This window comes from Bacillus sp. FSL K6-1006 (genome assembly GCF_038593175.1).
GTDB lineage: Bacteria > Bacillota > Bacilli > Bacillales > Bacillaceae > Bacillus > Bacillus safensis.
This window is the reverse complement of the sequence record NZ_CP151970.1, coordinates 2,395,266-2,418,206: the sequence shown is the minus strand read 5'-3', so window position 1 is coordinate 2,418,206 and position 22,941 is coordinate 2,395,266. Positions and strand designations below refer to the sequence as shown.

Below are 22,941 nucleotides of genomic sequence, written 5' to 3'. Positions count from 1 at the left end.
AACGAAAGATTGACGAGAAAGAGAGCTGCAATAGGCAGGACTCTTCTTTTTCAGGTCATGAAGGAGCTAGACAGATAATGACTATCGAAGATGATCGAATAAATGATTATATTGAACATTTAATTCACCCAAGTCCTGATGCAATCGCTCAATTAGAGATCTATGCCAAAGAGCATCATGTGCCAATTATGGAAAAGGTGAGCATTGAGCTTTTACTGCAGCTGCTTTCGATGAAAAAGCCGAAAAAAATTCTTGAGGTTGGGACAGCGATTGGCTATTCCGCCATTCGAATGGCAACAGCTCTGCCAGATGCTGAGATTTATACGATTGAGCGCAATGCAAAGCGCTATGAAGAAGCAACACGGAATATTGAGGAATTAAAGTTAAAAGAAAGAATACACGTGTTTTTTGGTGATGCGATGGAATCGGCTAAAACGGTTCAAACGATGGCGCCCTATGATGTGATCTTTATTGATGCCGCAAAAGGGCAGTACAAGCGTTTTTTTGAATTGTTTGAACCGATGCTCGCTCATGACGGAATGATTATTACAGACAATGTCTTATTCAAAGGCTTAGTGGCGACAAATTATGAAGAAGAAATTGAAGATAAACGAAAAAAACAATTAATTGGAAAGATTGATCGATACAATCAATGGCTCATGTCAAACCCTGATTTCCAAACGTGCATTATTCCAGTTGGAGACGGGATCGCCATTAGTACAAAAAGAGGTGACCAATCATGAAGAAACCAGAATTGCTTGTGACGCCAAGCAGCGTGTCAGACGTACTGCCATTAATTGAGGCAGGAGCTGATGCATTCTTAATAGGCGAACAAACATACGGTATTCGTCTTGCAGGTGAGTTTTCAAGAGAAGATGTGAAACAAACGGTTCAGCTTGCACATGCCCATCACAAAAAAGTGTATGTGGCAATGAATGCGATTTTTCATAATGACCGCGTGCAGCTGCTTGGAGATTATTTAATCTTTCTCGATTCATTAAACGTGGACGGCGTCGTTTTTGGAGACCCGGCCGTGATCATGGCCGCAAAGGAAACAGGGGTGAACCTGAACCTTCACTGGAGTACAGAAACGACTGGAACCAACTATTACACTTGTAACTATTGGGGCAGAAAAGGCGCATCGCGTGCTGTTCTTGCTAAAGAGCTGAATATGGACAGTGTGATCGACATCAAAGAAAATGCTGAGGTGGAGATTGAAATTCAAGTTCATGGCATGACATGTATGTTTCAATCAAAACGTACGCTCATCGGCAACTACTTTGAATACCAGGGCAAACAAATGGACGTCGTAGGCAGAAATATGGAGGAAGGGCTATTCCTGCATGACCAAGAGCGTCAAAACAAATACCCTATTTTCGAGGATGCAAACGGGACACATATTATGAGTCCAAATGATGTGTGTATGATTGACGAATTAGAAGAGTTTGTTGACGCAGGCATTGACTCATTTAAAATTGACGGAATTTTAAAGTCACTTTCTTATATGACAGAGGTGACATCACTTTATAGAAAAGCAATTGATTTACTAACGACTGACAAAGACGCGTATGAAGATCAGAAAGAAGACTGGGTGAAGCGGATTGAAGAGATTCAACCAGTGAATCGTTCGATTGATACAGGGTTCTTCTTTAAAGAAACGGTTTATTAAGATAAGAGGAGGCAGAGGAAATGGCATTATTGAAAGATGGTATTTCTGAAATGATTGATGGGAAACGTGTCATTACAAAAAAACCAGAACTGCTTGCACCCGCAGGAAACTTGGAAAAGCTGAAAATTGCTGTACATTACGGAGCTGACGCTGTTTTTATTGGCGGGAAAGAATTTGGACTTCGCTCAAATGCAGATAACTTTTCAATTGAAGAAATGGCAGAAGGTGTCGCATTTGCAAACAAATATGGCGCACGCATTTATGTGACAACAAATATCTTCGCCCACAATGAAAACATGGACGGGCTGGAGGAATACCTTCAAGGGATCGAAAGCGCTGGAGTAGCAGGCATTATTGTAGCTGATCCATTGATCATTGAAACATGTAAACGTGTTGCACCGAAGCTTGAAGTCCATTTAAGCACACAGCAATCTCTTTCAAATTGGAAAGCTGTTCAGTTTTGGAAGGAAGAAGGGCTTGAGCGTGTGGTGCTCGCACGTGAAACTAGTGCGCTAGAAATTAGAGAAATGAAAGAAAAGGTCGATATTGAAATCGAAACATTCATTCACGGTGCGATGTGTATCGCATACTCTGGCCGCTGCGTGCTCAGTAACCATATGACGGCAAGAGATTCTAACCGCGGAGGCTGCTGCCAGTCCTGCCGCTGGGATTATGATCTTTATAAACTAGAAGGGTCTGAGGAAGCGCCTTTATTTGGTGAGGAAGATGCGCCATTTGCAATGAGTCCAAAAGATTTGAAGCTTGTTGAATCCATTCCTCAAATGATCGAAATGGGAATTGACAGCTTAAAAATCGAGGGGCGGATGAAATCCATTCATTATGTTGCCACTGTTGTAAGTGTATACCGCAAAGTCATTGATGCGTATTGTGCTGATCCAGACAATTTTGTCATTCAGCAGGAATGGTTAGATGAATTAGATAAATGCGCAAACCGTGACACAGCACCAGCCTTTTTCGAAGGCGTACCAGGAACGGATGAACAAATGTTTGGCATTCATGGAAAGAAAACGACATTTGATTTCGCAGGTCTTGTTCTTCATTATGATGAAAAAGAACAAATCGTGACATTGCAGCAGCGTAACTTCTTTAAGCAAGGCGACGAAGTCGAATTCTTCGGACCAGAAATTGAGAATTTCACATGCAAAATTGAAACGATTTGGGATGAAAAAGGAAATGAACTAGATGCTGCTCGTCATCCGCTGCAAATCGTCAAATTCAAGCTTGATCAAAAAGTATACCCTAGCAACATGATGAGAAAGGGGAAATAACAGCCACATGAGGAGTAAACCAGTTGTCATTGGTATTGCTGGCGGCTCGGGTTCAGGTAAAACGAGCGTCACCAATTCAATCTATGAAAAATTTAAAGGACATTCCATCCTCATGCTTCAGCAAGACTTATATTACAAAAATCAAAGTCATATGCCATTTGAAGAGCGCCTGCTCACGAACTATGATCATCCGCTTGCATTCGACAATGACTTGATGTTTGAGCATTTGGAACAGCTCCTAAGATACGAATCCATTGAAAAACCAATATACGATTTTAAACTAAACACACGTTCAGAAGAGACGGTTCATGTTGAGCCGAAGGATGTCATTATCGTTGAAGGTATCTTTGCGCTCGAAGACGAACGTTTGAGAGACTTAATGGATATTAAACTGTATGTTGATACAGATGCAGACCTTCGCATCATCCGCCGTATTTTACGCGATACGAAGGAAAGAGGCCGGTCGATCGATTCTGTGATTGAACAATATGTATCTGTTGTCAGACCGATGCATAATCAATTCATTGAACCGACGAAACGATACGCCGATATCATCATCCCAGAAGGCGGCCAAAACCATGTGGCGATAGACTTAATGGTGACAAAAATTCAAACGATTCTTCAAAACCGAGCAGAGTAAATGGTGGAGAAGAAAAAGACCTTTACAGTGTAAAGGTCTTTTCAGCATCATCTTACCAAACTCTCACAAAAACTTGTCCTAAGACAGACGTTCCTTTATAAAGAGTGATAGTGGCATCGCCACGTGAATGAGCGGTCACTAGCCCACTAGAGCTTACAGAAGCAACACTCTGGTTATCTGTCCAATAACGTGTTGCTGCAGCATTATAGACTGAGCATTGCTCACCAACTCTCATAGGTAAATCGTAATTTTGAATCGAAATTTACATCTAATGTTTTAAATCCCGAGGAGCAGCTATTGACTGTGAAATCCGCTGTTTCTTTGGCTGAAGCCATGCCCATTAGTGAAAAAGATAAGGTAGAGATGGATAGAACAGAAACAATTGTTTTCTTCATGTTCATTTAAAACACTCCCTAGCATGTATTTGGTCTTGCATTGATAAAATTCAACAAAAACCAAATATTTCCTTGTTAATATTTGTTAATTGTGTGTGAACATTTATTAAAGCAGCATTCTCGGAAAAAATCTTAAGGGTTTGATATGATAAGAAAACAATGAAGAAAAGAAGAGATGGAGAAATCACTACCACATAGCGAAAGAATGAAGTTGAAAAAGTATATTAAAAAAACGACAAACAAATCATCACAAATTTTCAAACAATTCTTGATCAAAATGCAATTTTGTAATAATATAGCATAGACATATCGTACACTGACCATATTATGTATTGGAAGATGGAGAATGGATAAGCTATTCTTCTACATATGATCGAAATGGCCGAACGAGGTACAGGAGCTTCCTGTGCCTTTCCACAGTTTGTGCGATTTTAGACCGCTGCGAGTGGTCCTGTCTAATAAAAGGCATAATAGTTGCATCTAAAAGGGACGCCATGTAAGATGGACTTTTACGAATATGGTACAGAAGGAATGAGGGCCTGAACATGTCCTCATTCTTGTATATTTCAGTCGTCACTCACGTGCAGAAAGTTTGTATGATGAGGATTAATAGAAGGAGTGAATGATTCATGGCACAAGAGAAAGTATTTCCAATGACAGAAGAAGGAAAACGTAAATTAGAAGAAGAGCTTGAATATTTGAAAACGGTTAAACGTAAAGAGGTTGTAGAGCGTATTAAAATCGCTAGAAGTTTTGGAGACCTCTCTGAAAACTCGGAATATGATTCTGCTAAAGAAGAGCAGGCGTTTGTAGAAGGCCGTATTACAACGCTTGATAATATGATTCGTAATGCTAAAATTATCGAAGATGAAGGAAACTCAAATGTGGTTTCACTTGGTAAAACGGTGACATTCGTTGAATTACCAGACGGGGAAGAAGAGTCTTACACAATTGTTGGAAGTGCAGAAGCTGATCCGTTCGAAGGCAAGATTTCAAACGATTCACCTATTGCAAAAAGCCTTTTAGGTAAACAAGTAGATGACAAAGTAACCGTTCAAACACCTGGCGGAGAAATGTTCGTCCAAATTGTAAAAATTTCATAATCACGTTTATCAGGTAAACACCTCGTCCACAATAGGGACGAGGTGTTTTTATGCGCAAAAAAAGAAGAATTCAATGGACAGGTGCGATTATTTTTATACTATTGCTCGGTCTTCTGATGAGACTGGCAGAAATTCAGCTGTTCTTCACAGAATCGTTTTCAAAGCTTGATATCAATTTAATACAAGAAAGTGTTAAACAGCGAACAGAAGAAGTCGTTATTTCAGACGGTCGCGGTGAGTTTTTAGATCGAAACGGCCAAGCACTTCTTACAAAAGAACAGCCTGCGGTTATCTTATTTCCTTTCCTGCAATATGATCTTCCACGCTTACAGCAAACCGCCTCTATTCTTGAGATGGAAGAGGATGAACTCAAAAAACAGTTAACAGAAACGAAAAAACCTCTCATTTTAAAAGATGACATCACGAAAAAAAAACTGAAAGACATCAATGATATGAAATATTCAGGTGTGTACGGCGTATATATGAAAGAGAAGGACAAAAAAAGACTTGCCCTCCACACATTAGGTTTCACAAGCGAAAATCCAGAACTACTCAGAAAGCGTTATCCTGACAAAAAAGAGCTTTCCATACGTACTGAAATCGGCACATTTGGGCTGGAAAGCACCTTTGACGAATTTCTATTACCCGAACAAGACACAAAATTGTTATATCATGTGGACGGAAGGGGAAACCCTTTGTTCGGTATGGACGTCAAATATACAGCAGAAGCTCATTCCTTTTATCCACTTCAGGTACAGACAACGATAGATGAAGACATGCAGGCTGAAATGGAGAAGGTGCTCAAAGACCAAGGCGTTGAAAAAGGCGGTGCCGTTCTGCTCGACATTGAAAGCAGCAGTGTACTGGCAATGGCAAGTACCCCAAATGTCACAAGCAAAAACCGGCATGAGGCAAGAAATTACATGCTGACAGCGATTGCTCCAGGCTCTGTCTTTAAAACAGCTGTACTTGCCGCAGCAATCGAAAAAAACCTTGACCAGCCACAAACCATGTATGACTGTCGAAAGAATTTATATGGAGAGCCTGAAGGAAAACAGGAAGTGCTGAATCTGACGGACAGTTTCTCGCAGAGCTGCAATTATACCTTTGCGGCACTTGCTGAAAAGCTCATTCAAACAGATGATCAAATCATTGAAAAGACGGCTGCAAAGCTTGGACTCATAGATCGAGCTGGCTGGGAAGGGGATGTCTATCATAAGCAGCACTTCAAACAGTTTGATCGTGAAGAAACAGGCAGTGTGTGGGGAGATAAAAGAGACAAGCATGTCAAAAAAGCCATTGCACAAACCGCAATAGGACAAAAAAATGTGAAAACGACACCTCTGCAAATCGCGAATATGATGGCTGCGATCGCAAGAGGAGGAGAACGAAAAGAAGTGAAAATCGCAGAAAAAGTGCTGTATCAAAACGGAACAACGATGCTGTCCTTTCAAAACAAACGGCCTGAAGGGGGCAGCATTGACCGCTATACAGCTCAAAAGCTGCAAAAATTCTTAAGGCAGGTGGTGACCTCTGACAAGGGAACAGGAAGAAGGTTTCAAGATTTGCCATACGATGTAGCGGGAAAATCAGGTACTGCCCAAACCGGCAGTCAAGACAAAAAGGGGAATCCGCTTTATCATAAGTGGTTTGCTGGATACTTTCCGGTAGAAAAACCAAAATACGCCCTTGTCGTTGTTCACCTTGATGAGACAAGTGGCCGGGCTAAGACAAATGATGCGTTTTATGATATTGTAAAAAAGGTCAATGAAATTGAAAAGAAACAGACATAGAACATCCCTTCATGACATGTTAGAATAGTAACGACTTAGGGAACAGAGGCAAAGGAGTGCAGAGATTTTGAGTAGAAATTCTCGATTTGAACATCGTGATAAGCGCAGAAAGGCAAATATGGTGCTTAACATATTAATTGGTATCGTTGTGGTGCTTATTTTGGTTGTCGCATCGAGTTTGTTAATTTTTAATAAGCCGAAAGATCCAGATGTAGCGGATGCGCCATCAAAAACGGCACCTGCAACAAGTGAAAATAAACAAAACTCACAAGAAGATGTGAAAGATCCAAAGAAAGACACATCCAATGATTCAGATGCAAAAAAAGATGATTCATCTGATCAAGACGACGAAACGAAGAAGACAGATGATGAAGAAAAGCCTAATAAAGATGCGTTAAAAGACGCCAAAGAAACAGATGGCGGCAAAACAAGTGACGTAGACAAAACATACGAAAACGATGACTGGGAGCCTGTAGGAACAGAGCAATCCGGTTCACATACAGCAACCTATGATTCCAGCTCAAAAGACTGGAAAGAAATGATCAAAGCTATGTCCTATGCGACAGGAATTTCAGAAGATCAAATGACTGTTCTTTGGTTAGGAAATAACGGAGGTCCTCAAGATGCAAAAGGAACCATCCGTGATAAAACAACAGGTGAACGCTACCGCGTGGAAATTACGTGGGTAGATGAAAAAGGCTGGAAACCTGTGAAGGTTGAAAAATTAAGATGAACATGAAAAAAAGATAGCAGATCTGCTATCTTTTTTGTTTAAACATTTGCTTTAAAATGAACAACTGCTGTATACAAAATCCGCTCATCGATCACAGTCGTTTGATGACTGACAGAATGAACGGTCAGCAGAATCGCCTGATTATGTTCAATTTGTTTTTGGATCTTTTGTTCAAGTTCTTTTAAAGATGTTGCTTCAAAAAATTCTATTTTATCCTTTAAAAAATCCAGCTGAAAATCCATTTGATTCACCTCTCTATACTCTTCATTCATCTTAATCTCTCTCCCTCAGAAGGGCAAATGTTTTTCTGTCTCTCCCAGTATTTTTTAGTAGGAAAGAAACAGAAGTTGTGGTAGGATAGGAACTGTTCGATGGAATAAAACATACTATACGCATAGGAATAAATAGATAAAGTGGAGGGAAAGAAAATGGGACGCGAATTTCTTTCTTTATTTGATCATTGGGCCGACTCTTATGACGACACGGTAAGTGGTCATGACGAGCAGTATAGAGAAGTGTTTCGCCGGTATCCGGCTATTTTAAAAGAAATTGCCCGCCGTTCAGGCCAAGATGTTCTTGAGTTTGGAAGCGGTACGGGGAATCTAACAGCGCTGCTCCTTGCAGCTGATAAAAACGTGTTTGGTGTTGAACCATCAGATGCCATGAAGAAAGCGGCTCTTCAAAAAGGACTGCCAGATCTATTTCATGATGGGGATTTTTTATCATTTCCAGCGCCGCCTTTTGAGCCAGATACGATCGTCAGCTCATATGCATTCCACCATTTAACGGATGATGAAAAAAAACAAGCCATTCACACCTATAGCAACATCCTTCACTCAGATGGTAAAATAGTTTTTGCTGATACAATGTTTCAAAATCAAGCAACACATCAAGCTCAGATCGACAAAGCGAGAGACGCAGGGTTCGACCAGCTTGCAGAGGATTTAGAAACGGAATATTATCCATCCATTGATGTGCTAAAGCAAATCTTTGAAGAAGAAGGTTTTAGCACATCCTTTCATCAAATGAATGATTTTGTTTGGATCGTAGAAGCGAAGAAAAGGGAATGAAAGGATGTTTTTGATTTGAAAATCGCAGTTATAGGTGCAATGGAAGAAGAAGTGACGATTTTAAGAGATCAACTAAAAAATGCTACACAAGAAAACATCGCTGGGTGTGAATTTACAACAGGTGTTTATGAAGATAAAGAAGTGATTTTATTAAAATCAGGGATTGGAAAAGTAAATGCAGCGGTCAGCACAACATTACTGCTTGACCGCTTTCAGCCAGATTATGTGATCAATACAGGATCTGCTGGCGGTTTTCACCACTCATTAAATGTAGGTGATATTGTCATCTCTACTGATGTGAGACATCATGATGTAGATGTGACCATCTTTGATTACGAATATGGACAAGTGCCGGGACTTCCAGCTGCTTTCATTGCAGATGAAAAGCTTGTGAAGCTGGCAGAAGAATCTGCTTTAGAAATTGATCATATTCAAGTGGCAAAAGGAACGATTGCAACAGGAGATTCGTTTATGAATGATCCGGATCGTGTAGCGTTTGTGAGAGAGAAGTTTCCAGAGCTGTATGCAGTGGAAATGGAAGCCGCAGCCGTTGCGCAAGTCTGCCAGCTATTTGGCACGCCATTTGTTGTCGTTCGTGCGCTATCGGATATTGCAGGGAAAGAATCCAATATCTCCTTTGATCAATTCCTTGAGCAAGCAGCGATTCACTCAACCGATCTTGTCTTGCGTATGATAAAGCAAACACAATAAAAGAAGGGGTTTCCCCCTTCTTTTCCATGCAAAGGAAGGGAATCATATGGCTGTCATAAAGGATATTACAGAATTAATTGGCCGCACACCGCTTTTAAAGCTGTCAGGGATTGGCGTCCCAGAAGGCGTTGAGGTGTATGCAAAGCTTGAGATGATGAATCCAGGTGGAAGTATTAAGGATCGATTAGGTGATATGCTCATTAGAGAAGCATTTGCATCTGGCAAACTGCGTCCAGGCGGAACAATTATTGAAGCGACTGCTGGAAACACAGGCATTGGGCTGGCCCTAAGTGCAAGGAAGCATCAATTGCAGACCATTTTTTGTGTACCAGAACATTTTAGTCAAGAAAAACAACAGCTGATGAAGGCGCTCGGTGCAGAAATTATTCATACGCCGAGAAAAGAAGGCATGAAGGGTGCGATTGATCGAGCCCTTGAACTAGAGGCAAGCCTTGACAATGCCTATTGTGTTTTACAATTTAAAAACCAAGTAAATCCATTGACTTACTACAGAACACTCGGTCCCGAATTATGGTCCGACTTAAAAGGGAATATCGATGTATTCGTGGCTGGAGCAGGATCTGGCGGGACTTTTCAAGGGTGTGCCGCCTATTTAAAAGAGCAGCATCAGGCGTTAAAAACAGTGGTTGTGGAGCCTGAAGGATCAATTTTAAATGGAGGGGACCCGGGCCCGCATAGAACGGAAGGAATTGGCCTTGAATTTATCCCAGATTATATGGAGCAGGCTTTATTCGATGAGATTTACACTGTCAGTGATGATGATGCGTTTCGAATGGTGAAAGAAGCAGCTGAAAAAGAAGGTGTTCTCATCGGCAGCTCTTCTGGTGCCGCTTTATTTGCCGCTTTAGAGGAAGCAAAGAAAGCAGCACCTGGGACAGTCATTGTCACCATTTTTCCTGACAGCAGTGAGCGATATTTAAGTAAAGGAATTTATGAGGGAGGAAAATAGCATGAAACCAAAAACAATGATGATTCACAGCGGAACAACGGGTGATGAAAGAACAGGCGCCGTGTCTGTGCCGATTTATCAAGTGAGTACTTATAAGCAGCCGAAAGCAGGCGAACATACGGGGTATGAATACTCCAGAACAGCAAATCCAACAAGAACTGCACTGGAAACAGTTATTCGAGATCTTGAAGGAGGAGCAAGCGGCTACGCATTTGGTTCAGGGATGGCAGCCATTACGGCTGTGATGATGCTGTTTAACAGCGGAGATCATATTGTCCTGACAGATGACGTGTACGGCGGAACCTACCGCGTCATCACAAAGGTGCTAAACCGTATTGGCATTACTGCAACCTTTGTTGACACAAGTGATCCTGAAGCAGTGAAAAAAGCCATTTTACCTGAAACAAAAGCCGTTTACATTGAATCACCAACCAATCCTTTACTCAAAATGACGGATCTAAAAGCCATCGGCGAATTGACAAAAGAAGCCAACATCTTGATGATTGTCGACAATACATTTTTCACACCGTATTTCCAAAAGCCGATTGAATATGGCGCAGACATTGTCTTGCACAGTGCGACTAAATATTTAGGCGGCCATAGTGATGTTGTAGGCGGGCTTGTCGTCACAGCGACGAAAGAGCTTGGAGAAGAACTGCACTTTGTTCAAAACTCGACAGGCGGAATTCTTGGACCGCAGGATTCATGGCTTCTCATGAGAGGGATGAAAACGCTTGGACTACGAATGGAAGCACATCAACAAAATGCACAGAAAATCGCTGAGTTTTTAAAGCAACATGCAGCCGTCACACGTGTTTATTATCCAGGTCTCGATACTCACCCTGGACATGAATTTGCGAAAACACAAGCATCCGGCTTCGGCGGCATGATCTCTTTTGATATTGGAAAAGAAGAACATGTCGATGTATTTTTAAGCCAGCTTAAGCTGTTTACAATCGCAGAAAGCCTTGGAGCGGTTGAAAGCTTAATTTCTGTCCCTGCCCGGATGACCCATGCGTCCATTCCAAAAGACCGCCGGGAGGAGCTTGGCATCACAGATGGTTTAATTCGTATTTCCGTCGGAATTGAAGATGTGGATGATTTACTACATGATATCAAGCAAGGACTAAGCGCACTGGCGAATGGATAGATTTACATGCTCCTCGCTTTCTCTCACTATGTTAAGCTATGAATAGACATTGATAACTGGAAGGTGAAACAAGTGAAGAAAAAGTGGAGTGATTTAGTGACAGATTACAAGCAGTACGCTTTTATTTTGCTTGCTGTCAGCACCTTTTTATATATTGGTACGATCTTACCGAACCAGCACATCGAAGCATTTCCAAAAATGCTGATGATGGGAATAGATTGTGTTTTCTTATTAGCAGCTTTTGTTTGTGTTAAACGCGCGATTTTCTTTCAAAAGAAACTGCAAGAATTAGATGAAGATTAATTCGAAAGCCTCCTCATTTGCCTGAGGAGGCTTTTTTTATTGTATTGGATAATCGGACAAGAATAACTGTAGAAATTTAGTCAAAAACACAAAAATCACCTATATGACTAAAAACAGGTTTACAAAATGGTGCTTGCTGGATATACTTACAAAGTAATTAAAAAAAAACGTAAAGGAGGCTGAAGAATATGTTATTCGTATCTACTTGTGATCAATTCAACCAACAATTTCATCATGTCATCAGCCTGTGGAAGAGTTCGTGTCCTTCCTTTGCCTTATACGGTGCACGCTTCAAAACTGTTTAAGTAAACGAGGATTTCACACGTATCATCCATTGCAGGTTGGAAGACACTGTCTTTTGATCTGCATTTTTGTGTGCCCGCAGATCAACTGATAAAGAAGATCTGCGGGCTATTTCGCGTGCTGCGAACTGAAGGGAGGTGAGCGTATATGACAATCCATTTATTTTTTATTACTTTGACAATTAAGCGGAAATACAAGGACATTGAGACCGTTCTTTACGAACAAGAAGTCGAAACAATTTATGAAGAAATGAAACAGAAACAACTAAAGTATATGAACTAAAACAGGAAATGAAAAATGTGAAAAGGAGGAGATTGACATGTTTATGATGCTAGCCATGCTTGATTGTTATACGATGGAGAAGGACCAGGTTTAGACACGCTCCACATTGATCACCTGCACATATGATACCGTAAAAGGTGATTGTGAGGTGATCTATGAATGTCGATGTCACCATATATGAGATTTCCGTCTGTGGGGCACGGGTATGCATCTATTCCGCATTCCTTAAAGCACGGATACGGCAATCCATACCGCATGCAAAGAGAGCAAGAGGAAATGCTCAGACGTTATATGTATCAGTACCGGACTTATTGGTATTAAAGAAAAGGAGCAGGAAACCATGACGTTTCCTGCTCCTTTTACGTTAGCAAATCCAGCTTGCACCAATGATGATCAACAAAATGAACAGTACAACAAGCAATGCGAATCCGCCTGCAAAACCGCCACCGTAGCCACCGCAGTAGCCTCCAGAATAACCGCCAAAGCCCATAATCTAGCACCACCTTTATCTAATCAAGATACATTTATAAATTATGCAGCTCATGCAGAAAACGAAATCAATCTGAGCACAAATAATGAAAACGCCTATTCAGGTTAAAAAATAATTTTCACTTTCTGCGAAACATTTTCTGAAAAGGAGCGTCTTATAAAAGACAAATAAATTAGGACTAGGTCTTAATTTTTGTTAGGTGAGAGCCGATATGAAAAGTAAGAAAATTTGTAAATAGTTTATTTACTGGTGAAAAGCAGGTGTTAACATTGATTCAAAGCTGGATTGGAAAACAAATGAGGGAACCAAAAGGCTTGTTCTCAAAATGGGTTGCCCGCTATATGGAAAAAAATCATCATAATATCAATGAATGGACGCTTCAACTCTTAAATATACAAGAAAATGACCGAATTTTAGAAATTGGGACTGGAAGAGGCATCACCTTATCAAAGGTAGCTGAAAAACTTGACCGCGGAAAAGTATATGGAGTGGATGCCTCTCGTCATATGATTAAATATGCAAAAAGAAAACATAAGAAGCTTGCGGAACAGGACAAAGCCGTTATTACGCTTGGTAAGGCTGAGCAATTACCTTTTGAAGACAGATCATTCAATAAATTATTTACGGTGCAGACGATCTATTACTTGAAGGATATTGAGCAAGTCATGAAGGAAGTGTACCGCGTCCTTCAAGTGGATGGAGAAGTATTTTTATCCTTCCAAAAGCAGGAGCTGATCAACGAACAAAAACGGTCAACATCTTTTTCATCGTACAGTGAAGAAGAGATCAGCCGTCTGTTTTCAGCATATCACTTTAGAGAAGTCTCGGTTTATCACTATGATACATACATCTGTATCAAAGCCTTAAAATGATGAAAATATTTCCCAGGTAATGAACAAGCACTCAAAAAAGAGGCTCTTCGTCAGAGGAGCCTCTTTGCCTGCAATAAAAAAAGGCTCTTCATCAGAAGAGCCTTTTGTATGTGATATAGGCGCCAGCCAGGTGTGTAAGGAATGATAGTATATATAAGGAATTTGTTTGTCGATTAAGGATACCTGTCTGGCTTATTTCTTATATCGACACCGTTCTGCAAAAGTTTAGCTTTTTTTTCAATATTTTCTTTTTTATTTCGCTGGAAGACACATTTTTCTTTCTCACATAGACATGTGCCTCCTTCTTTTTCACATAATGTGCTGTTTGAAGAAGGAAATTGCTTAAGAAATAGAGAAAATTGTAGAGACTTCATTTTAAACAAAAGGGAGGAATGAAATCATGTCGGGAAACAAAGGTGTCGTTTATAAAGGAGCAGGAAAAGTAGCAGTTGAGGATATTGGATACCCTGATTTGGTCTTAAAAGACGGCCCGGGTGTACCTAAAGCCAATGTGGGGCGTAAATGTGAGCATGGCGTCATTTTAAAAGTAGTGACGACGAATATTTGCGGAAGTGATCAGCACATGGTGAGAGGGCGTACGACTGCACCTGAAGGGCTTGTCCTTGGTCATGAAATTACGGGTGAAGTCGTGGAAGTTGGGCGAGATGTGGAGTTTATTCAAAAAGGGGACCTCGTGTCCGTTCCGTTTAATATTGCCTGCGGACGCTGCGTCATGTGTAAGGAACAAAAAACCCATGTGTGCTTAAATGTAAACCCGGACCGCCCAGGCTCTGCCTATGGATATGTAGATATGGGCGGATGGGTTGGCGGCCAATCCGAGTATGTCATGGTTCCATATGCAGATTTTCAGCTTCTCAAATTTCCAGACAAAGATCAAGCGATGGAAAAAATACTAGATCTCACGATGCTTTCCGATATTTTCCCGACAGGTTTTCATGGTGCTTATACGGCTGGAGTAAAGCCTGGTTCGACCGTATATATTGCAGGTGCTGGGCCGGTAGGTCTTGCAGCAGCACATTCGGCTCAGCTTCTTGGCGCATCTGCTGTGATTGTTGGAGATCTGAATGAGCAAAGACTGGAACAGGCAAGAAGCTTCGGCTGTGAGACGATCAATCTACGAAAACATGATCGAATCGGCGAACAAATTACGAATATTTTAGGGGAGCCAGAAGTTGATTGTGCCGTCGATTGTGTCGGCTTTGAAGCTTCGGGTCATGGAGACCAGGGAGAAGCACCAGCAACTGTTTTAAATACGATTATGGATATTACTAAAGTTGGCGGCAAGCTTGGAATTCCAGGGCTTTATGTCACAGAAGATCCAGGAGCAGTGGATGCCGATGCAAAAGTCGGTTCTCTGAAAGTGCGAATTGGACTTGGCTGGGCGAAAGCTCATACCTTTGTGACAGGTCAAACCCCTGTTATGCAATATCATCGCAGTCTAATGAAATCCATTTTAAGCGGCAGAGCACAGATCGCTAAAGCCGTCAATGCGACCGTCATTGACCTTGATCAAGCCCCTAAAGGATATAGTGACTTTGATTCGGGTGTGGCGAAGAAATTTGTCATTGACCCGCACGGGATGCTTTCTCGATAATTTTTAACATGAAAGGAGCCGCTCAATAAAATGGGACGGCTCTTTATTGTGGAAAATCACATAGAATATACAAATCCATTTCAAAGGGGAGGAATTAGATGAATTCAGATCAGGCCAAAAGAAGAGTAGTAGAACAATTTGGAAGAAATGCAGAAAAGTATGTGACGAGTCAAACTCACGCAAAGGGAGCAGACCTTGATCTAATTGTTGAATGGGCAGCCCCAGAACAGAGCTGGGTCGTACTCGATATAGCAACTGGTGGCGGGCATACCGCAAAAGCACTGGCTCCATATGTGAATCAAGTGTTTGCGACGGATTTAACAAAAGAGATGCTTTCTCATACATCACTTCATTTAAAAGCGTATCCACAAATTTTTTATGTAGTAGCGGATGCAGAAAGCCTTCCTTTTTTAGATGGCACATTTGATATGGTCACATGCCGAATTGCAGCACACCATTTCCCGCACCCTGAACAGTTTGCCAAAGAGGCATCTCGCGTATTAAAGTCAAATGGTCTGTTTTTCTTTATTGATAATGTTTCGCCAAATGATGAAGAGCTTGCACTATTTATCAATGAGCTGGAAAGATTGAGAGACCCAAGTCATGTGTCCTGTCTATCTACAGAACAATGGCGGGAATTGTTTTATAAAGAGGGAATAAAAGAAGTAAGATCAATGGAACGAAAAAAACGTTACCCTTTTCAAGAATGGGTCAAGCGAACAACGAAAACTTTAAAGGAAGAAGAGATCGTTACAAAATACATGTTAGATGCTAACGAGAAAATAAAGCAATATTATAGATTGAACATGACAGAGGATCAGATAGAATCAATAGAGGTGGATGACTGGATTGCTCTTTTCAGGAAAGGGTAAAAGTAAATCATTCATACGAGTCATTGGTAGAAATTAATCATATGCTACATTTTAAAGGGAAAACCGTCATCATCACAGGCGCAGCAAATGGTATTGGTTTCTCGATAAATGTTTAACAATAAAGAGCCGCTCCATAAATGGGACGGCTCTTTTTTGTGGAATTCACATTGAATATACAATACATATCAACGAAAGAGATACTTTCTAAGGTTTCTTCATAAGGTCCTTGATGATAAATAATCTCATAGAACCCAGCTGGTTTCATTCTTGCTGACGGTCATATAGGCGACAAATAGTCAGCTCACATCTCCAGACTACTCATTTAAGTCATCTCCTTTTGCATACACAATACCGTATTTTAATCCCAAGTTTTTTAAAAAAATGGCGTAGATTGCTCGTAAAGTTTCTCCGTTGGTACCGACCAACCTATTTTCTCGTCGCTTTACATAAGAGGTTTAGCTGATAATTATTTCTTCGAATATATTTTTTATTTCTTTCTTTACTCTAGAGTTACTCCATACTTTACACTATTTCTTGTGAACTTAACATGACCTAACATTCGAGCACTACTAACTTGGCTTGGTAAATGGTTGGGTTTCTCAATGAAATGGAGTAATAAGGCGGAAGGTTGGATTCGAAAATACGGAGTCTAGGCCATTATAGTGAGCTATTTTTAACAGTTGGTCGAATATTTTAATCAGTTTAAAAGAAAGGGTTTGTTTAGAAATGACAAAACTAAATCAACAAATGACGTTAGCACCTGTACCGCAGGGCGAGCTAGCAGCATTTAAGGCAGAATTACAAGAGGCATTTACGAAAGGGTTACAAGATCGTTTTACAGATGCGGAAGATCCGGCAGAAATGGGACCAATCCCGTCTGAGGAAGATTTCAATCATTCACTTACTGCTAAAGAATCGGTTGTACGTCAACTTTTACTAAACGCCGAAAGAATTGGTGGTGTCGTATTGAAAATGAATAACGAAACCCAGCGAAACGAAGTGGACTTCCTGTATACAAGGGCAAATGCACATGGCAAAGGTCTTGGAACTAAAATGTGGGAAGCGATAGAAGCAGCGTTCCCAGAGACGAAGGTTTGGGAGCTGCACACACCATATTTTGAAAAGCGTAATATTCATTTTTACGTGAATAAATGCGGCTTTAAAATTGTTGAGTTTTATCACCAAGGCAACCCCGGACCTAATGTTGAAGGCAAAGAGCCGGAATCGGATGAAGAGTATGAGTTTTTCCGTTTTGAAAAGGTCATGACGAAAGTGAGCAGTGAATCATAATGCAAGGGAAAATCTCACAGCTTTGGATTTTGATGAAGCGCAGTCAAATGGCGAATAGTCAATTAGTTCTTTTATTTTTTATAAGTATCGTAGAGGTGGCAGCAGGACTTGCTGTGCCACTACTCACAATGAAGCTTATTAACCAAATTTCAGATACTGGTTTTGCATTAACGTCACTCTTACCAGTCATTGGTGTTTTAATTGTACAGGCGATGCTTAGTGCGGTTACATTTTATATGATGCGTCGTTTAGGTGAAGGAATTGTCGCGAATTTACGAACAGAAGTATGGGCGCATATGCTGCATTTACGATTAACATATTACGATGCACATGAATCTGGCGAAACGATGAGTCGAATTACGCAGGATACAAACGTCGTAAAGGAGTTTGTAACGGAAAAGCTCGTATCGTTTGTATCGGGGCTTTTCGCGATACTCGGTGCAATCGTTGTTTTACTATGGATTGACTGGAAAATGACGCTGCTGCTACTGATCGCCGTACCACTCACAATTTTTGTGACGTATCCGTTAGGAGAAAAAATGTACGCGATTTCGAAAGCCAATCAAGATGAGTTGGCAGGATTTGGCGGACGATTAGGGAGAATTTTAACAAACATTCGCCTTGTGAAAGCTTCGCAAACAGAGCAGCAAGAGCTAGCAGGCGGAGAAAAGCAAATTCAGCAGCTGTACAAGTACGGATTAAAAGAAGCAAAAATTGTTGCGATTCTTTCACCACTTATGACGCTGCTCATGATGGTTGTGATCATTGCGATTTTTGGGTATGGCGGTTCACAGGTTGCTTCAGGTGCCATTAGTTCTGGCGAGCTTGTGGCAATCATGATTTATTTAGTACAAATTATTATGCCATTTACACAAATGGCGACATTCTTTACTGATTTACAAAAAACACTTGGCGCAACAGAGCGTATTGTCGAGGCTCTAGATGAGAAGCGTGAAGTCCAAGACGGTAAACCGGTAACTGCTGCGTCACAGCCGATTCTTTTTGAAAATGTGTCGTTTAAGTACAACGAAAAGTACGTGTTAAAAGGTATGACGTTTACGTTAAAGCCAAATGAAACAACGGCCTTTGTCAGCCGAAGTGGTGGCGGGAAAACGACCATGTTCTCCCTTATTGAACGTTTTTATGACGTGTCATCAGGTGCGATACTGTATGGCAAAGAAAACATTGAGCAATTTAATTTAACAGAGTGGCGTGGGCTGTTTGGCTATGTAAGTCAAAATGCACCGTTATTAAACGGAACGATTCGTGACAACGTCATGTACGGGACGAATGGAGCAAGTGAACAAGAGGTACTTGCCGCATTAAAAGCAGCCTATGCCTATGATTTTGTCATGCAGCTGGATAAACGCCTCGATACAGAGGTTGGTGAAGGAGGTATTAAGCTTTCGGGTGGTCAAAAACAGCGTATTGCGATTGCTCGTGCGATTTTACGAAATCCGAGAATCCTATTACTTGATGAGGCGACATCGAACTTAGATAACGAATCAGAGCGTGAAGTGCAGCTTGCTCTTCAAGCGTTAACGAAAAACCGGATGACCATCATTATCGCCCATCGGTTATCCACGATTACAAGTGCAGACCAAATCCTTGTCTTTGAAGACGGACGCTTGTCAGGTCAAGGCACACATGAAGAATTACAAAAAACTCATCCGTATTATCAACAGCTTTGGCAAAATGGTCGTTTAACTGAAGATTAAACGAAAATGTTTCGAGTCAGTTGCTTTTGTTATTCTTTGAAAGTAAAGACGTTAAAAAAACGAATGAAATGGAAATGGGTCAAGAACAACATCCTACTTCCTAAATCTTAATCATTTTATATATTCAATTAGACTCTAAATAACAACAAATCAAGAGATGGAGGACCTCTGATTTCGCTATAATATGTTTTTACTTTATCTACGATAAATGAAAAATCAATTACTGCTCAATTTTACGAAGCAGGTGATCCTCTTTGATCAGTTGATCTAGTCATACAAATTCAGCTTTGTGCCGAGATTCCTCAAAATGATATGATAGACGACAACATCTCATGGAGAAAGGATTGGATGAATGATGAATTTTCAACATAAAACCGTCATCATCACAGGCGCAGCCAATGGTATTGGTGAAGCGATCGCCTGCGGTTATGCAAAAGAAGGGGCGCGTGTGGTGCTTGCGGATATAGATGAAGAAAAGGGAAAGCGTTTGGAGGAGCAACTGAGAAAAGAGTCCTATGAAGTTTATTTCATTAAAACGGATGTGAAACAGGAGAAGGATATTCAGCGCTTAATGTCGTTTGCTGCGTAGCACTGCAAAACGATTGATATTTTCATTTGGCAATGAGCAGAGGTTGGAACAGGCAAGAAGCTCCAGGTCATGGAGACCAGGTAGAAGCACCAGCAACTGTTTTAAATACGATTATGGATATTACCAAAGTTGGCGGCAAGCTTGGAATTCCAGGGCTTTACGTAACAGAAGATCCATGAGCAGTGGATGCCGATGCAAAAGTCGGTTCTCTGAAAGTGCGAATTGGACTTGGCTGGGCGAAAGCTCATACCTTTGTGACAGTTCAAACCCCTGTAATGCAATATCATCGCAGTCTAATGAAATCCATTTAAAGCGGCAGAGCACAGATCGCCAAAGCCGTCAATGCGACCGTCATTGACCCGCACGGGATGCTTTCTCGATACAATTAACGTAAATAGATTAAAAGAAAAGACCTTATGACTATGACAAGTCATAAGGCCTTTTCTTTTCTAAAAATACGTATATTAAAAACAGTACAATTTATGATGTTCCCTATTTACCCTCGTTTTCTATTCTTCAGTAGTGTAATTCTAATTATATTTAATCTAATTAATCTAAATCTCCTCAAAACAATGATTTTGTTCAAAAATTATAATAAGAGCTTCTTATGGAAATAAGTATTTTAATCATTATTTTAAAATATTTTATCCTGAGCAAATGTATAATTTGATCCATAATTCACAAGAAAAACTTGAAGGAAGAAGATAATAGAAAGAAAAGATCTATTATACCTAAATATTAAATTATTAAATATAAAAAAACATTTAAGATGATTATAGGTTTTTTCTTCAAAAAAAATAATATTTTTACACAAAAATGGTTTAATTTATCTATTTTGAACCGATATGATAATTAGTAAATGGATAATAAAGAATTAAATGGGATTAATGGAATAATGAAGTCTGTCATTCTGATAAAATTACTATTTCTAATGTGATTTTAATAGGAAATAATCATTATAGGTGTGATGAAGAGACATGAAATGGGTAACTTCTGAAATTATTGTTCGTTATGTTGAATGTGACTCAATGGGGATTGTTCATCATTCCCATTATTTGAATTGGTTTGAGATCGGTAGAATTGAATTAGCTCACGTCGCAGGAGTGGATTTTCAAAGACTACATCAAGTGCTTACGTTACCAGTTATTGATTTAGAGTGTCGATATAAGCAGTCTGCCAAATTTGGAGATACGATATTAGTTGAAACAGCACTTGAATTATCGAATAAGCCGATGCTCATTTTTCATTATAAAGTACGGCGTAAAAGAGGGAAAGTTTTACTTGTGCAAGGAAAAACTCAACATGTATTTCTCGACAAAGATATAGGTTTATTGTTGAAAATACCTAAAGATATTGATAATAAAATAAAAACTTTTTTGAGGAGTTGAAAATGGATACTGCATTTATTTTTCCGGGGCAAGGGTCACAATATATTGGCATGATGAAGGACTTCTATGTGAGATATCCACATATTTTTAATCAGCTTTTTGAAGAAGCTGCTGATCAATTACATATTGACTTCAAAAAGATTTGCTTTAATGGTAGCGAACTGGAATTGACTTCTACAGATATTGCTCAACCAGCTATCTTATTACATAGTGTAGGCATTCAGCGACTTTTAGAACTAGAGGGAATTAGTCCAGACATAACCACAGGACATAGTGTTGGGCAATTTTCAGCACTAGTTACTGCAAAAGCTCTCACATTTTCAGAAGCTGTTCAATTAGTACATAAAAGAGGCGTTTTTATGAAAAATACGACAGAAAGAGGAAAAATGTTAGCAATCGTTAGTTCGCAAAGTGAAATTTTACAGGAAATACTTATCGATGCTAAAAAGCTAGGAGTAGACATTGCAGCTATCAATTCACCACTTCAAGCAGTAATATCTGGACTTGAAGGAAAAATTAACAAAATTTATCAGGAACTTGAATTTAAGAAAGGTGTAAAAGCTAATTTTCTAAAAGTCAGTCATGCTTTTCATTCAAATTTAATGGCCGAAGCACAGATAAATTTTAGCGATTATATTAAAAAATTCCGATTCAATACACCGATAATTCCGATTATTCTTAATAATACTTCTTTGCCTAGTACTGAAGTAGAAGAGATTAGGAAAGATCTAATCAAACAATGTACAGACACCGTATTTTGGAGTGCAACAGTTGAACAATTAATATCATTACACCTAAAAAATATCATCGAAGTAGGTCCAAAAAAAACGTTGACAGGTTTAGCAAGATCCTTTCAAATGAAGCCTAAGTTTTTACCGACTGATTCATTTATGGCATATAAAAAAATCGTAAAAAAAAGGAAAGAGGGGACAGTTTAATGTTTGAAGAAAAGGTGGCCGTTATTACAGGTGCTTCTGGAGGGATAGGAAAGGCAATTACGGAATCATTAGCTCGAGAGAAGGCTACTGTAATTTTAACATATAAAAATAACAAAGAAAGTGCAGAAAACATTAGAAATGAGATTATTGAAAGTGGAGGCAAAGCATCTATTTATCAGGCGGATGTAAGTGAGGAGCAAGATGTTAAAAGATTGTTTTCAGCAATCAAAAAAGAGTTTGGGAAAATAGATATTCTAATAAACAACAGTGGTATTACAAAAGATGGTTTTCTCCCGATTATGAGTAGCAAAAAGTTTGATGAGGTAATCCAAGTAAATTTGAAGGGTACTTATTTATGTTGTCGAGAAGCTGTGAAGCAAATGATTTTAAAGAAACAAGGAACGATCATTAATATAGCTTCCACGAGTGGTATCTCAGGTGCTATTGGACAGACAAATTATTCTGCTTCTAAAGGGGGGATTATCGCATTTACAAAAAGTTTAGCACTAGAAGTCGCACAATATAATATTCGAGCAAATGTTGTTGCACCAGGATTTATTGAAACCCAAATGACCAAAAAAATGGATCAAAAAACTCTTAATAAGATGCTAGAACTTATACCGCTTAAACGTCTAGGAAGACCGGAAGAAGTCGCAAATCTTGTGACATTTTTGGCTTCGCAATTATCTGAATATATCACTGGGAAAGTTTTCATAATAGATGGTGGTCTAATAAACGGATAAAATTTAAATAAAGGG

The 22,941-nt window shown here is 39.8% G+C and carries 25 protein-coding genes and 3 pseudogenes; 24 read left to right on the top strand and 4 right to left on the bottom strand.

Annotated features, from left to right (window positions below; all coding sequences use genetic code 11):
• Positions 1 to 77: 77 nt before the first annotated feature.
• From NSS65_RS12545 to udk, 4 genes are read left to right on the top strand one after another with little or no spacing between them, the layout of a single operon-like run.
• Positions 78 to 743 (top strand): O-methyltransferase, encoded by a 666-nt coding sequence (locus NSS65_RS12545; protein WP_039180249.1) that lies wholly within the window; start codon positions 78 to 80, stop codon positions 741 to 743.
• On the top strand, positions 740 to 1,669 hold the full coding sequence (locus NSS65_RS12540; RefSeq protein WP_144496256.1) for a peptidase U32 family protein: 930 nt from the start codon (positions 740 to 742) through the stop codon (positions 1,667 to 1,669). Before NSS65_RS12545 ends, NSS65_RS12540 begins: the two co-directional genes overlap by 4 nt.
• Before the next feature lie 20 nt (positions 1,670 to 1,689).
• A complete protein-coding gene (locus NSS65_RS12535) occupies positions 1,690 to 2,958 on the top strand; it encodes a U32 family peptidase (RefSeq protein ID WP_065214592.1) in 1,269 nt (422 codons plus the stop codon).
• Positions 2,959 to 2,965: 7 nt separating this feature from the next.
• Positions 2,966 to 3,598 (top strand): uridine kinase, encoded by a 633-nt coding sequence (udk, locus tag NSS65_RS12530; protein ID WP_024423106.1) that lies wholly within the window; start codon positions 2,966 to 2,968, stop codon positions 3,596 to 3,598.
• Positions 3,599 to 3,650: 52 nt separating this feature from the next.
• Here udk and NSS65_RS12525 read toward each other — a convergent pair whose 3' ends face one another.
• The gene (locus NSS65_RS12525) at positions 3,651 to 3,833 is read right to left on the bottom strand and encodes an Ig-like domain-containing protein (RefSeq protein WP_255290962.1); all 183 of its coding nucleotides are present in this window, start codon (positions 3,831 to 3,833) and stop codon (positions 3,651 to 3,653) included.
• Between the two features lie 789 nt (positions 3,834 to 4,622).
• Between NSS65_RS12525 and greA the strand changes: the two genes are divergently transcribed.
• From greA to NSS65_RS12510, 3 genes are all read left to right on the top strand, one after another.
• Positions 4,623 to 5,096, top strand: coding sequence for a transcription elongation factor GreA (gene greA, locus NSS65_RS12520; RefSeq protein ID WP_008358505.1), 474 nt, complete (start codon positions 4,623 to 4,625; stop codon positions 5,094 to 5,096).
• A 50-nt stretch (positions 5,097 to 5,146) separates the two neighbouring features.
• Positions 5,147 to 6,889, top strand: coding sequence for a penicillin-binding protein 2 (locus NSS65_RS12515; protein ID WP_034279959.1), 1,743 nt, complete (start codon positions 5,147 to 5,149; stop codon positions 6,887 to 6,889).
• A 67-nt stretch (positions 6,890 to 6,956) separates the two neighbouring features.
• Entirely contained in the window at positions 6,957 to 7,622 is a 666-nt protein-coding gene (locus NSS65_RS12510) for a YrrS family protein (protein WP_268416834.1), read from the top strand.
• Between the two features lie 38 nt (positions 7,623 to 7,660).
• Here the strand turns inward: NSS65_RS12510 and NSS65_RS12505 are convergent, their stop codons facing one another.
• A complete protein-coding gene (locus NSS65_RS12505) occupies positions 7,661 to 7,864 on the bottom strand; it encodes a YrzA family protein (protein ID WP_024423103.1) in 204 nt (67 codons plus the stop codon).
• Positions 7,865 to 8,050: 186 nt separating this feature from the next.
• On the opposite strand from NSS65_RS12505, the gene NSS65_RS12500 reads away from it, so the two are divergent.
• From NSS65_RS12500 to NSS65_RS12470, 7 genes are all read left to right on the top strand, one after another.
• Entirely contained in the window at positions 8,051 to 8,692 is a 642-nt protein-coding gene (locus tag NSS65_RS12500) for a methyltransferase domain-containing protein (RefSeq protein ID WP_326134827.1), read from the top strand.
• Positions 8,693 to 8,707: 15 nt separating this feature from the next.
• On the top strand, positions 8,708 to 9,403 hold the full coding sequence (gene mtnN / locus NSS65_RS12495) for a 5'-methylthioadenosine/S-adenosylhomocysteine nucleosidase (RefSeq protein WP_024423101.1): 696 nt from the start codon (positions 8,708 to 8,710) through the stop codon (positions 9,401 to 9,403).
• A gap of 46 nt (positions 9,404 to 9,449) precedes the next feature.
• Complete coding sequence (locus tag NSS65_RS12490) at positions 9,450 to 10,373, top strand: cysteine synthase family protein (protein WP_326134826.1); 924 nt, start codon at positions 9,450 to 9,452, stop codon at positions 10,371 to 10,373.
• 1 nt (position 10,374) lies between these two features.
• On the top strand, positions 10,375 to 11,523 hold the full coding sequence (locus tag NSS65_RS12485; protein ID WP_326134825.1) for a bifunctional cystathionine gamma-lyase/homocysteine desulfhydrase: 1,149 nt from the start codon (positions 10,375 to 10,377) through the stop codon (positions 11,521 to 11,523).
• Between the two features lie 72 nt (positions 11,524 to 11,595).
• Positions 11,596 to 11,826, top strand: coding sequence for a YrhC family protein (locus NSS65_RS12480; protein WP_070326454.1), 231 nt, complete (start codon positions 11,596 to 11,598; stop codon positions 11,824 to 11,826).
• Between the two features lie 450 nt (positions 11,827 to 12,276).
• Positions 12,277 to 12,411, top strand: coding sequence for a YrzI family small protein (locus NSS65_RS12475; protein WP_065214597.1), 135 nt, complete (start codon positions 12,277 to 12,279; stop codon positions 12,409 to 12,411).
• Positions 12,412 to 12,576: 165 nt separating this feature from the next.
• Positions 12,577 to 12,732: a hypothetical protein gene (locus NSS65_RS12470; protein WP_223251019.1), complete on the top strand. Its 156-nt coding sequence runs from the start codon at positions 12,577 to 12,579 to the stop codon at positions 12,730 to 12,732.
• Positions 12,733 to 12,775: 43 nt separating this feature from the next.
• Here NSS65_RS12470 and NSS65_RS12465 read toward each other — a convergent pair.
• Positions 12,776 to 12,850: pseudogene (locus tag NSS65_RS12465) on the bottom strand (YjcZ family sporulation protein); the annotation flags it as partial.
• Between the two features lie 320 nt (positions 12,851 to 13,170).
• Between NSS65_RS12465 and NSS65_RS12460 the strand changes: the two are divergent.
• From NSS65_RS12460 to NSS65_RS12440, 5 genes are all read left to right on the top strand, one after another.
• Positions 13,171 to 13,773 (top strand): class I SAM-dependent methyltransferase, encoded by a 603-nt coding sequence (locus tag NSS65_RS12460; protein WP_034279979.1) that lies wholly within the window; start codon positions 13,171 to 13,173, stop codon positions 13,771 to 13,773.
• Between the two features lie 400 nt (positions 13,774 to 14,173).
• Positions 14,174 to 15,388, top strand: coding sequence for a formaldehyde dehydrogenase, glutathione-independent (gene fdhA / locus NSS65_RS12455; RefSeq protein WP_024423097.1), 1,215 nt, complete (start codon positions 14,174 to 14,176; stop codon positions 15,386 to 15,388).
• Positions 15,389 to 15,486: 98 nt separating this feature from the next.
• On the top strand, positions 15,487 to 16,260 hold the full coding sequence (locus tag NSS65_RS12450) for a class I SAM-dependent methyltransferase (RefSeq protein ID WP_268480944.1): 774 nt from the start codon (positions 15,487 to 15,489) through the stop codon (positions 16,258 to 16,260).
• Between the two features lie 726 nt (positions 16,261 to 16,986).
• Positions 16,987 to 17,550 (top strand): GNAT family N-acetyltransferase, encoded by a 564-nt coding sequence (locus NSS65_RS12445; protein WP_268480941.1) that lies wholly within the window; start codon positions 16,987 to 16,989, stop codon positions 17,548 to 17,550.
• Positions 17,550 to 19,268: an ABC transporter ATP-binding protein gene (locus NSS65_RS12440; protein ID WP_046311874.1), complete on the top strand. Its 1,719-nt coding sequence runs from the start codon at positions 17,550 to 17,552 to the stop codon at positions 19,266 to 19,268. Before NSS65_RS12445 ends, NSS65_RS12440 begins: the two co-directional genes overlap by 1 nt.
• 137 nt (positions 19,269 to 19,405) lie before the next feature.
• On the opposite strand, the pseudogene NSS65_RS12435 reads toward NSS65_RS12440, so the two are convergent.
• Positions 19,406 to 19,602 (bottom strand): annotated as a pseudogene (locus tag NSS65_RS12435) (IS5/IS1182 family transposase); the annotation flags it as partial.
• 21 nt (positions 19,603 to 19,623) lie between these two features.
• Here NSS65_RS12435 and NSS65_RS12430 point away from each other — a divergent pair.
• The 5 genes and pseudogenes from NSS65_RS12430 (at position 19,624) to fabG (ending at position 22,926) form a co-directional block, all read left to right on the top strand.
• Positions 19,624 to 19,857, top strand: coding sequence for an SDR family NAD(P)-dependent oxidoreductase (locus NSS65_RS12430; RefSeq protein WP_326254156.1), 234 nt, complete (start codon positions 19,624 to 19,626; stop codon positions 19,855 to 19,857).
• Positions 19,858 to 19,913: 56 nt separating this feature from the next.
• Positions 19,914 to 20,165 (top strand): annotated as a pseudogene (locus tag NSS65_RS12425) (formaldehyde dehydrogenase, glutathione-independent); the annotation flags it as partial.
• A gap of 669 nt (positions 20,166 to 20,834) precedes the next feature.
• Positions 20,835 to 21,245 carry an acyl-CoA thioesterase gene (locus tag NSS65_RS12420; RefSeq protein WP_070326459.1) on the top strand — a complete coding sequence of 137 codons (411 nt, stop codon included), beginning with the start codon at positions 20,835 to 20,837 and terminating at the stop codon, positions 21,243 to 21,245.
• A 2-nt stretch (positions 21,246 to 21,247) separates the two neighbouring features.
• Positions 21,248 to 22,183, top strand: coding sequence for an ACP S-malonyltransferase (locus NSS65_RS12415; protein WP_070326460.1), 936 nt, complete (start codon positions 21,248 to 21,250; stop codon positions 22,181 to 22,183).
• Positions 22,183 to 22,926, top strand: a complete 744-nt coding sequence (gene fabG / locus NSS65_RS12410; RefSeq protein ID WP_070326461.1) for a 3-oxoacyl-[acyl-carrier-protein] reductase — start codon at positions 22,183 to 22,185, stop codon at positions 22,924 to 22,926. The genes NSS65_RS12415 and fabG overlap by 1 nt, the downstream gene beginning before the upstream one ends.
• The last annotated feature ends 15 nt before the right edge of the window (positions 22,927 to 22,941 follow it).

Coding starts and splice junctions, on each gene's coding strand:
- greA (WP_008358505.1), top strand. CDS start 4,623: ATGGCACAAGAGAAAGTATTTCCAATGACAGAAGAAGGAAAACGTAAA.
- NSS65_RS12420 (WP_070326459.1), top strand. CDS start 20,835: ATGAAATGGGTAACTTCTGAAATTATTGTTCGTTATGTTGAATGTGAC.
- udk (WP_024423106.1), top strand. CDS start 2,966: ATGAGGAGTAAACCAGTTGTCATTGGTATTGCTGGCGGCTCGGGTTCA.
- fabG (WP_070326461.1), top strand. CDS start 22,183: ATGTTTGAAGAAAAGGTGGCCGTTATTACAGGTGCTTCTGGAGGGATA.
- NSS65_RS12415 (WP_070326460.1), top strand. CDS start 21,248: ATGGATACTGCATTTATTTTTCCGGGGCAAGGGTCACAATATATTGGC.
- NSS65_RS12545 (WP_039180249.1), top strand. CDS start 78: ATGACTATCGAAGATGATCGAATAAATGATTATATTGAACATTTAATT.
- fdhA (WP_024423097.1), top strand. CDS start 14,174: ATGTCGGGAAACAAAGGTGTCGTTTATAAAGGAGCAGGAAAAGTAGCA.
- NSS65_RS12515 (WP_034279959.1), top strand. CDS start 5,147: ATGCGCAAAAAAAGAAGAATTCAATGGACAGGTGCGATTATTTTTATA.
- NSS65_RS12540 (WP_144496256.1), top strand. CDS start 740: ATGAAGAAACCAGAATTGCTTGTGACGCCAAGCAGCGTGTCAGACGTA.
- NSS65_RS12505 (WP_024423103.1), bottom strand. CDS start 7,864: ATGGATTTTCAGCTGGATTTTTTAAAGGATAAAATAGAATTTTTTGAA.
- NSS65_RS12490 (WP_326134826.1), top strand. CDS start 9,450: ATGGCTGTCATAAAGGATATTACAGAATTAATTGGCCGCACACCGCTT.
- NSS65_RS12470 (WP_223251019.1), top strand. CDS start 12,577: ATGTCACCATATATGAGATTTCCGTCTGTGGGGCACGGGTATGCATCT.
- NSS65_RS12445 (WP_268480941.1), top strand. CDS start 16,987: ATGACAAAACTAAATCAACAAATGACGTTAGCACCTGTACCGCAGGGC.
- NSS65_RS12450 (WP_268480944.1), top strand. CDS start 15,487: ATGAATTCAGATCAGGCCAAAAGAAGAGTAGTAGAACAATTTGGAAGA.
- NSS65_RS12440 (WP_046311874.1), top strand. CDS start 17,550: ATGCAAGGGAAAATCTCACAGCTTTGGATTTTGATGAAGCGCAGTCAA.
- NSS65_RS12475 (WP_065214597.1), top strand. CDS start 12,277: ATGACAATCCATTTATTTTTTATTACTTTGACAATTAAGCGGAAATAC.
- NSS65_RS12430 (WP_326254156.1), top strand. CDS start 19,624: ATGAATTTTCAACATAAAACCGTCATCATCACAGGCGCAGCCAATGGT.
- NSS65_RS12500 (WP_326134827.1), top strand. CDS start 8,051: ATGGGACGCGAATTTCTTTCTTTATTTGATCATTGGGCCGACTCTTAT.
- NSS65_RS12525 (WP_255290962.1), bottom strand. CDS start 3,833: ATGAGAGTTGGTGAGCAATGCTCAGTCTATAATGCTGCAGCAACACGT.
- NSS65_RS12485 (WP_326134825.1), top strand. CDS start 10,375: ATGAAACCAAAAACAATGATGATTCACAGCGGAACAACGGGTGATGAA.
- NSS65_RS12535 (WP_065214592.1), top strand. CDS start 1,690: ATGGCATTATTGAAAGATGGTATTTCTGAAATGATTGATGGGAAACGT.